The following is a 7,665-nucleotide window of genomic DNA, read 5'->3' on the forward strand; positions in this document are numbered from 1 at the left end:
GTAATCGGGATCACAACACGAGAGCGGAACGACCAGGTCGGAATAAGACCGGTCGTTCACAGCGTCCTCGCTGTTGTTGCCTACCCGACCCGAAGACCGTGCAGGACTTTTCAAAGGAACCACCAACCTGCGATGCAGGCCGGGGTATCAACATATCTGGCGTTGACTTTTGGCACGCTGTTGAGTTCTCAAGGAACGGACGCTTCCTTCGGTCCCGTTTCACCGGGGCCCTCCGGGCGCTTCCCTTCGTTCTTGCGTTTCCGACTCTATCAGACTCTTTCGTGTCCGATTCCCGGCCGAAGCGGGTTACTGCTTGTTTCGCTTTCCAGTTCTTCGCTTTCGCGTTTCCCTTTCGGCGTGGTCACTACGTTAACTGATTTCCGCTGCGACTCATAATCGAGCCGATGGGCGAAATTCCGGCATGCCGAAATTGCACCCGCCAGGGGTGAATCGTAGGTAGTGGTTGGCCCTCTCACGATGCCTCGACCCGGTCCGATGGACCGCGCCGACAACTGCATCCGTTCAAGCGGCTCGGACTACATTAGGGAAGCGGCTGGGGCGAGTCAAGTTGGACGGCGGCGCGGCACATGGGCCCGGTACGGGCTGACCGTGGGGTCGCCGTCGATCCAGAAGCGCCAGGGCTGATGGGCGCCTTCACCGCCCACTCCGGTACGGGGACCGCTGCGCACCTGGTCGCGGGGAGGCGGAGCCCCCCGGAGGACGGAGAGCGGACCCTGCGGGCAGCCCACGGCGTCGACTCCGTTCAGCGCGCGGTCCACATCGAGGGCGGTGGCCAGACGCGCCGGTCCTTTGGCCAGTTCTCTGTCGTGCCGGGCCGAGAACCGACGTTTGCGGGCCATCTCCGCACCGACGCCGATCTCCCCCGCCCGCAGCAGCACCCCGCTCGCACGTCCCTCGGGACCGCACACCAGGTTGAGGCAGTGCCACATCCCGTACGTGAAGTAGACGTACGCGTGGCCGGGCGGTCCGAACATCACGCTGTTGCGGGCCGTGCGACCGCGAAAGGCGTGGGAGCCCGGGTCGACCTTTCCCGCGTACGCCTCGACCTCGGTCAGCCGTAGCTCGATGGGGCCCTGGTCGGTGTTCCTGACCAGGATGCGGCCCAGCAGATCGGGGGCCACCTCCTGGACGGGGCGGTCGAAGAAGTCCCGCGTGAGCGGGGTGTGGTCCATGCCCTCGTTCATGGCGTCCGAGGGTACTGGGCTCGCCGCTTCGGGAACCGGCTACCGTCGTGGCGCGTATGTAGGGGTCAGGACCAAGGAGGAAAACATGGGCTTCAAGCGGCTGCTCGCGAGCATGGGTGCCGGCGGTGCTTCGGTCGAGACCGAACTGACCGAACTCAACGTCGTCCCCGGTGGCGTCGTCCAGGGCGAGGTCCGGATCCAGGGCGGATCCGTGGACCAGCAGATCGAGGGTCTCTCGGTCGGAATGCAGGCGCGGGTCGAGGTCGAGGGCGGGGACCAGGAGACGAAGCAGGACATCGAGTTCACGAAGCAGCGTCTCGGCGGTGCCTTCGAGGTGAAGGCCGGCGCGGTGCACGTCGTGCCCTTCGGGCTCGAGGTGCCCTGGGAGACGCCGATCACCATGTTCGCCGGCCAGCATCTGCGCGGCATGAACATCGGGGTGACGACTGAGTTGGAGATCGCCCGTGCGGTGGACTCCGGTGACCTCGACCCCGTCAACGTGCACCCGCTGCCCGCTCAGCAGGCCATCCTGGACGCCTTCGGGCAGCTGGGCTTCGGCTTCCGCTCCGCCGACATGGAGCGTGGCCACATCCGCGGTACGCGCCAGCGCCTGCCCTTCTACCAGGAGATCGAGTTCTTCCCGCCGCAGCAGTACCGCGGTCTGCACCAGGTGGAGCTGACGTTCATCGCCGACGACCGCGAGATGGACGTCGTGCTCGAGATGGACAAGAAGCCCGGCCTCTTCAGCGAGGGCAGCGACTCGTACCGCGCGTTCAAGGTGGGTCTGAACGACTTCCAGGGCACCGACTGGGCCGCCTACCTCAACCAGTGGCTCGCGCAGGTCGGCGGCCAGCGCAACTGGCTCTGACACCCCCTAAGGTCGGGGGGAAGGACACCCCACAGCCGATCAGGAGAGGTGCTGACGTGACCGAGCCGAAGAGGGCGCCGCTGCCGCACGACTTCCACCCCGAGGTCCCTTCGTTCACCGTGGTGAGCGAGGACCTGGCGCCGGGCGCCGTGCTGGCGGACGCCCAGGTGTACGCGGCGGGCAACACCTCGCCGCAGCTGCGGTGGGAGGGCTTCCCCGCGGAGACGAAGAGCTTCGCCGTGACGTGCTTCGACCCGGACGCCCCGACGGGCAGCGGGTTCTGGCACTGGGTGCTCTTCGACATCCCGGCGTCGGTCACGGAACTCACGGCCGGTGCGGGGAGCGGGGCGTTCGAAGGACTGCCCCCGGGGGCGGTCCAGGCCCGGAACGACTACGGGTCGAAGGACTTCGGCGGTGCCGCGCCGCCGGCGGGTGAGAACCACCGTTACGTGTTCACCGTGTACGCGGTGGACACCGAGAAGCTCGGGCCCGACAGCGACGCCTCGCCCGCGGCGGTCGGATTCAACCTGCGGTTCCACACCCTGGGCCGCGCACAGCTCGTCGGGGAGTACACCGCTCCCACAAGCTGAAGGTTCGCCTCCTGTTTGCCCTGCCCTGGTCTTGGAGAGATCAGGGCAGGGCACTTTTTATTGCGTTGTCCATCACGGTTCGCCCGGACAGAGTTGTTCCGGGCCCGCCGACAGACGGGCGGCACACGGGAGGTGGGCAGGATGCGGGACACACTTGTACTCAATGCGAGCTTCGAGCCGCTGTCGACGGTGACGCTCAACCGCGCGGTGGTCCTGATCCTGCAGGACAAGGCCGTCGTCGAGCAGTCGCATCCCGGGCTCCGCATGCGAGGTGCCGCCGTGGACATCCCGGTGCCCCGGGTGATCAGGCTCTGCCGGTACGTACGGGTGCCGTTCCGAAGACACGCGCCGTGGTCCAGGAGGGGTGTACTCATACGGGACCAGCACCGGTGTGCGTACTGCGGACGGCGCGCGAGCACCGTGGACCACGTGGTGCCGCGTGCCCAGGGTGGTCAGGACACCTGGCTGAACACCGTCGCCTCGTGCGCCGAGGACAACCACCGCAAGGCGGCCCGGACGCCCGAGCAGGCGGGCATGCCGCTGCTCCGGCAGCCCTTCGTGCCTTCGCCGGCGGACGCGATGCTGCTGGCGCTGGGAGTCGGTGACCGGTCGGCGCTGCCGGAGTGGCTGGCGCGCTCGGCGGCGTGAACCGCGCGCCCGGACGGACGCGGAGCCCGTCCCCTCGTACCGGAGGGGGCGGGCTCCCGCGCGTCAGCGGAGCAGCAGCTGGACGATGGCGGCGGTGCCGACGACGACGATCAGGATGCGCAGGAAGCCCGGGCTGAGCCGACGGCCTACCTTGGCGCCTATCTGGCCGCCGATCGCGGAGCCCACGGCGATGAGCACGACGGCTGTCCAGTCGAAGTCCGCGACGAAGAGGAAGAAGAGCGCGGCGATGCTGTTGACGACGGCCGCGAGGACGTTCTTGACGGCGTTGAGGCGCTGCATCGTGTCGTCGAGCAGCATGCCCATCAGGGAGAGGTAGATGATGCCCTGCGCCGCCGTGAAGTAGCCGCCGTAGACGCTGGCGAGCATCAGGCCGACGAAGAGCAGCGGCCCGCCGTCGGCGCGGGCGGAGGTGCCGTTGTGCTCGCGCCTGCGCTGGACCGCCTTGCTGATGCGTGGCTGCAGGATGACGAGGACGAGGGCGAGGGCCACCAGGACGGGGACGATCGTCTCGAACGCCGTGGAGGGCAGCGCGAGCAGGAGGGTGGCCCCGGTGAGTCCGCCGATCAGCGCGCCGACGCTCAGCTTGAGTATCCGGCGGCGCTGGCCGGTGAGTTCCTCGCGGTAGCCGATCGCCCCGCTGATGGAGCCCGGGATCAGTCCGAGTGCGTTGGACACGGTCGCGGTGACCGGTGGCAGGCCGGTGGCGAGCAGCACCGGAAAGGTGATCAGCGTGCCGGAGCCGACGATGGTGTTGATCGTGCCGGCGCCGATCCCGGCCGCGAGGACGGCGAGCATTTCCCAGATGGACAAGGCCATCTCCTTCGATGGTCAGTGATGCCTCCCCGCCATGAAGGTCGAGGGGCCTCACTGATCATGCACGAAGGTGTTTCCCGGTCATTCGACCGGGGGCTGCTCCCTGCGCTCCGTACCGGTGTTGAAGCCGGGCGCACCGTTGCCGAGGTTGCCGAACGCGCCGCTGAGGCCCTTGAGGGCGTCGCCGATCTCGCTGGGCACGATCCAGAGCTTGTTGGCGTCGCCCTCGGCGATCTTGGGGAGCATCTGGAGGTACTGGTACGAGAGGAGCTTCTGGTCCGGGTCGCCCGCGTGGATGGACTCGAAGACCGTGCGGATGGCCTGCGCCTCGCCTTCGGCGCGGAGCGCGGATGCCTTGGCCTCGCCCTCGGCGCGCAGGATCGCGGACTGCTTCTCGCCTTCGGCGGTGAGGATCGCGGACTGCCTGATGCCCTCGGCGGTGAGGATGGCGGCGCGCTTGTCGCGGTCGGCACGCATCTGCTTCTCCATCGAGTCCTGGATGGAGGTGGGCGGCTCGATGGCCTTGAGCTCGACGCGGTTGACGCGGATGCCCCACTTGCCGGTCGCCTCGTCGAGGACTCCACGCAGCGCCGCGTTGATCTCCTCGCGGGAGGTCAGGGTCCGCTCGAGGTCCATGCCACCGATGATGTTGCGCAGCGTGGTGACGGTGAGCTGCTCGATCGCCTGGATGTAGCTGGCGACTTCGTACGTGGCGGCGCGGGCGTCGGTCACCTGGTAGTAGATGACGGTGTCGATGTTGACGACGAGGTTGTCCTGGGTGATCACCGGCTGCGGCGGGAAGGGGACGACCTGTTCGCGGAGGTCGATCCGGTTGCGGATCGAGTCGATGAACGGGACGACGATGTTCAGCCCGGCGTTGAGGGTGCGGGTGTAGCGGCCGAAGCGCTCCACGATGGCGGCACTGGCCTGCGGGATGACCTGGATCGTCTTGATCAGGGCGATGAAGACGAGCACCACCAGAATGATCAGGACGATGATGATCGGTTGCATCGTGTGCCTCGTGCCCTTCGGTTGCCGACGGATCGCGGTGATCGAGGTCGAACTCTCATGGTGTTCACGACAGTTGCACTGCCATGATGATCGACTTCGAGTTTGGCAGACTGCGGACTGCCGTGTGACCGGTTCGCTCACATGACGACGGCCGTTGCACCGTCGATGTCCACGACGTCGACCTGAGAACCGGGTTCGAAGCTCTGGTCGGCGTCGAGTGCGCGGGCGGACCAGACCTCGCCGGCGAGCTTGATGCGCCCGCCGTTGGCGTCCACCCGTTCCAGCACCACGGCTTGACGGCCTTTCAGGGCGTCGATGCCGGTGGCTTCCCCGGGGCGGCCCGCACGGTGTCTGGCCGCGATGGGGCGTACGACGGCGATCAGGGCCACCGAGACCACGACGAAGACCAGGACCTGGGCCACGATGCCGCCGCCGAGAGCCGCGACGACGGCAGCGGCAATCGCCCCGACGGCGAACATCCCGAATTCGGGCATCGCGGTCAGGACGAGGGGGATGCCCAGTCCCACCGCTCCGATCAGCCACCACACCCACGCGTCGATGTCCACAGGGTCATCGTAGGACCGCGAGTGCGCTCCCCGACAGGGCGCAGGAGAGGTTGGCCGTGGTGCGGCTACCGGCCGAGGGGCAGCCCGTGGGCGGTGTAGCGGTCGCCGTGGTGCTCGACGACGAGCGGCAGGCCGAAGCAGAGGGAGAGATTCCGGGAGCTGAGCTCCGTCTCCATGGGGCCGGCGGCCAGCACCTTGCCCTGACGGATCATCAGGACGTGGGTGAAGCCGGGGGCGATCTCCTCGACGTGGTGGGTGACCATGATCATGGAGGGGGCGTACGGGTCCCGGGCCAGCCGGCCGAGGCGGCGCACCAGGTCCTCGCGCCCGCCGAGGTCGAGCCCCGCGGCGGGCTCGTCGAGGAGGAGCAGCTCGGGGTCGGTCATCATGGCGCGGGCGATGAGGGTGCGCTTGCGCTCGCCCTCGGAGAGCGTGCCGAACTTGCGGTCGAGGTACTCGGTCATGCCGAGGCGGTCGAGGAAGGCGCGGGCGCGGTCCTCGTCGACGGCTTCGTAGTCCTCGTGCCAGGTGGCGGTCATGCCGTACGCGGCTGTCAGCACCGTCTGCAGCACGGTCTGTCGCCTGGGGAGCTTTTCGGCCATCGCCACACCGGCGATCCCGATGCGGGGCCGGAGCTCGAAGACGTCGGTCCCGACCCCGCCGAGCCGCTCACCGAGGATCTTGGCCGTACCGGCGCTGGGGAAGAGGTAGCTGGAGGCGATGTTGAGGAGGGTGGTCTTGCCGGCGCCGTTCGGTCCCAGGATGACCCAGCGCTCCCCCTCCTTGACCGACCAGGAGACGTCGTCCACCAGAGCGCGTCCGTCGCGGACCACGGATACGTCCACCAGCTCCAGTACATCGCTCATGGCGCGTTGTCTCCCCATACAGTGTCGAGATCGTCGCGTGCCTGTGGGCACAGCTCCCAGGGAAAACCTACGCCACCCGGAGAGTGCTCAGGCCTTGGGGCCGTTCCCTAGGCTGTCCCCATGCTTTCGGAACCACGCTCAGGGCGGCTCGCCGCATGGGGAAACGCGCTTTTGGCCGGACTTGTGTCACCCGACGACGCGGTGCTCGCGATCGTCGGCGAGGACGCGGTGCATCGTGTGGAGGGGCTGCCGGGTGAGGCCGGTCCGGTCGGTCTCACCCTGGCGCTCGGCCGGCTGAGGGGGCTGGGCGCGACCGGTTTCCGGGTCGCGCTGCCGGTGCCCGGGCACCCGCTGGGGCTCAGCGGTCCGCCCGACTTCAACGCGCGGGCGCTCGACGCGCAGGAGGCCGTCGTCACCTGCGGCGCGCCGTACGGCCTCGTGCCTGAGGTGAGCGAGGTGGGGCCCGCCGGGGATCTTCATGTCGAGGTGGTGTGGCACTGCCTGCCCGTACGGGAGGCTCCGCCTGCCGATGTGCCGTCGCTGGGCGAGGCGGAGCGGGAGCTCGCCGAGGCCCTGCGGGACGCGACAGCGGTGCTGTCGCGGCTGGACGTCGCCGGCTCCGGGCCGGTCGCGGAGGCCGCTGTGGACGCGTACCGGGCGCGGGCGGAGCGGGGGCGCGAGGTGCTGGCGCCGGGTTATCCGCCGCGGGCGGTCCGGGTGCTGGAGCTGGCGCAGCGGGTGGGCCTGCTGGTGTCGGTGGCCCATGAGAACGGGCACGGCGGCGCGGTGAGCGCCTCGGAGATCGCGGCCCGGGGCGAGGCGCTGCGGCCGGTGGAGCGGGTGGCCCGGCGGGCGCAGGTCGCGGCGTACAACGCGTATGTGGAGGAGCGGGGGCGGTAGACGCGTCCCGTTCCCGGCCTCGCGCCCCGGACCGGTGGGCGCGTCGCGGTCACCGGTCTCGCAGCACCTCGGACCGGCCGGCACGGCACCGGCCGCCGGGGGGGGGGGGGGGGGGCCCCCCCCCGGGCGGGGGGGGGTGGGGGGGGGGGGGAGGGGGGGGGGGGGGGGGGGGGCGGG

At 69.2% G+C, this 7,665-nt stretch carries 9 protein-coding genes; 4 read left to right on the forward strand and 5 right to left on the reverse strand.

What is annotated here, in order from left to right:
• Positions 1-563: 563 nt before the first annotated feature.
• Positions 564-1,205, reverse strand: a complete 642-nt coding sequence (locus tag ACFYQ6_RS00005) for a DNA-3-methyladenine glycosylase (protein ID WP_388759375.1) — start codon at positions 1,203-1,205, stop codon at positions 564-566.
• A gap of 85 nt (positions 1,206-1,290) precedes the next feature.
• On the opposite strand from ACFYQ6_RS00005, the gene ACFYQ6_RS00010 reads away from it, so the two are divergent.
• The 3 genes from ACFYQ6_RS00010 (at position 1,291) to ACFYQ6_RS00020 (ending at position 3,311) form a co-directional block, all read left to right on the forward strand.
• The gene (locus ACFYQ6_RS00010) at positions 1,291-2,073 is read left to right on the forward strand and encodes a sporulation protein (RefSeq protein ID WP_361587106.1); all 783 of its coding nucleotides are present in this window, start codon (positions 1,291-1,293) and stop codon (positions 2,071-2,073) included.
• 56 nt (positions 2,074-2,129) lie between these two features.
• Entirely contained in the window at positions 2,130-2,663 is a 534-nt protein-coding gene (locus ACFYQ6_RS00015) for a YbhB/YbcL family Raf kinase inhibitor-like protein (RefSeq protein ID WP_388759379.1), read from the forward strand.
• 141 nt (positions 2,664-2,804) lie between these two features.
• Positions 2,805-3,311, forward strand: a complete 507-nt coding sequence (locus ACFYQ6_RS00020) for an HNH endonuclease (protein WP_361587100.1) — start codon at positions 2,805-2,807, stop codon at positions 3,309-3,311.
• Between the two features lie 63 nt (positions 3,312-3,374).
• Here ACFYQ6_RS00020 and ACFYQ6_RS00025 read toward each other — a convergent pair whose 3' ends face one another.
• The 4 genes from ACFYQ6_RS00025 to ACFYQ6_RS00040 all read right to left on the reverse strand — a co-directional run bounded on the left by ACFYQ6_RS00025 (position 3,375) and on the right by ACFYQ6_RS00040 (position 6,588).
• A complete protein-coding gene (locus ACFYQ6_RS00025) occupies positions 3,375-4,142 on the reverse strand; it encodes a sulfite exporter TauE/SafE family protein (RefSeq protein ID WP_361587097.1) in 768 nt (255 codons plus the stop codon).
• Positions 4,143-4,226: 84 nt separating this feature from the next.
• A complete protein-coding gene (locus ACFYQ6_RS00030; protein ID WP_361587094.1) occupies positions 4,227-5,156 on the reverse strand; it encodes an SPFH domain-containing protein in 930 nt (309 codons plus the stop codon).
• 137 nt (positions 5,157-5,293) lie between these two features.
• Positions 5,294-5,722 (reverse strand): NfeD family protein, encoded by a 429-nt coding sequence (locus ACFYQ6_RS00035; protein ID WP_361587091.1) that lies wholly within the window; start codon positions 5,720-5,722, stop codon positions 5,294-5,296.
• A gap of 65 nt (positions 5,723-5,787) precedes the next feature.
• Positions 5,788-6,588 (reverse strand): ABC transporter ATP-binding protein, encoded by an 801-nt coding sequence (locus ACFYQ6_RS00040; protein WP_361587088.1) that lies wholly within the window; start codon positions 6,586-6,588, stop codon positions 5,788-5,790.
• Between the two features lie 120 nt (positions 6,589-6,708).
• On the opposite strand from ACFYQ6_RS00040, the gene ACFYQ6_RS00045 reads away from it, so the two are divergent.
• Positions 6,709-7,488: a hypothetical protein gene (locus tag ACFYQ6_RS00045; RefSeq protein WP_361587085.1), complete on the forward strand. Its 780-nt coding sequence runs from the start codon at positions 6,709-6,711 to the stop codon at positions 7,486-7,488.
• Positions 7,489-7,665: the final 177 nt, after the last annotated feature.

It is taken from the genome of Streptomyces sp. NPDC005494 (genome assembly GCF_042872025.1).
Classification (GTDB): domain Bacteria; phylum Actinomycetota; class Actinomycetes; order Streptomycetales; family Streptomycetaceae; genus Streptomyces.